The organism is Methylophaga sp. UBA1464, assembly GCF_002325665.1.
Lineage (GTDB): Bacteria > Pseudomonadota > Gammaproteobacteria > Nitrosococcales > Methylophagaceae > Methylophaga.
The window spans coordinates 70,425-71,299 of record NZ_DCSO01000109.1 but is presented as its reverse complement, the minus strand read 5'-3'; the positions used below and the strand labels follow the sequence as shown (position 1 = coordinate 71,299).

General features: G+C 44.2%; 2 protein-coding genes. Both read right to left on the bottom strand.

Translation table 11 applies throughout. The features are described 5' to 3' along the window. On the bottom strand, positions 1 to 339 hold a 339-nt coding region (locus B3O33_RS15015; RefSeq protein WP_292363894.1), incomplete at its 3' end, for a universal stress protein. 53 nt (positions 340 to 392) lie between these two features. Further along, positions 393 to 875, bottom strand: a 483-nt coding sequence (locus tag B3O33_RS15010; RefSeq protein WP_292363893.1) for an FAD-dependent oxidoreductase, incomplete at its 5' end; no start/stop codon positions are given.

Sequence of the window (875 nt, the reverse complement as noted above, 5' to 3'; positions counted from 1 at the left end):
TCCCACGACGATCAGATCGACATTATTTTCTTCGGCAATACGCACAATGTCTCGTCCCGGACTGCCATATTCAATCCATTGATTGTTGGGGGCGATCTCAAATTTTTGTCCCAAAGCGGATAATTGTTTTTTACCGGCATCGAGTAATGCTTCGCGCATATCCGCATCAACGCTGATCATTGGCTCATAGGCAAAATCGGTGAGTGGGAAATCTTCAACAATATGACATAAGCTCAAACGGGTATTGTTAGCGGCTGCCAGTGCCTTGGCGCGATGAATCACCATGTCGGTATGGTTGGAAAAATCAGCTGCAATCAAAATATGTTGATAAAGGGCCATTGGTATTTCTCCTAAAAGATGCATAAGGCAGGACAGGGCCTGCCTTATCAGTTTTATTTTTCACTTTCCAGAAAACGTTCAGCATCCAGTGCTGCCATACAGCCAGCGCCAGCAGAAGTAATTGCCTGACGATAAATAGGGTCCGAAACGTCACCTGCAGCAAATACACCAGGAATACTGGTTTGAGTGCCTTTTTTGAGAATTATGTAGTCATGCTGCATTTCCAGCTGACCTTTAAACATAGAGGTATTCGGCTGATGACCAATGGCAATAAAGACACCTTGAACGGCAATTTCCTGTGTTTTTTCAGACTCGGTACTTTTAACTCGAATGCCAGTCACACCGGCATCGTCACCTAAAACTTCATCAAGTGTGTGATTCCAGAGAATTTCCACATTACCTGTTTCGGCCTTTTTCAGTAACTGATTACTGAGGATCTTTTCACTGCGGAAGCTGTCACGACGATGGATTACAGTGACTTTTGAAGCGATGTTCGATAAATACAATGCTTCTTCTACGGCGGTATTACCACCACC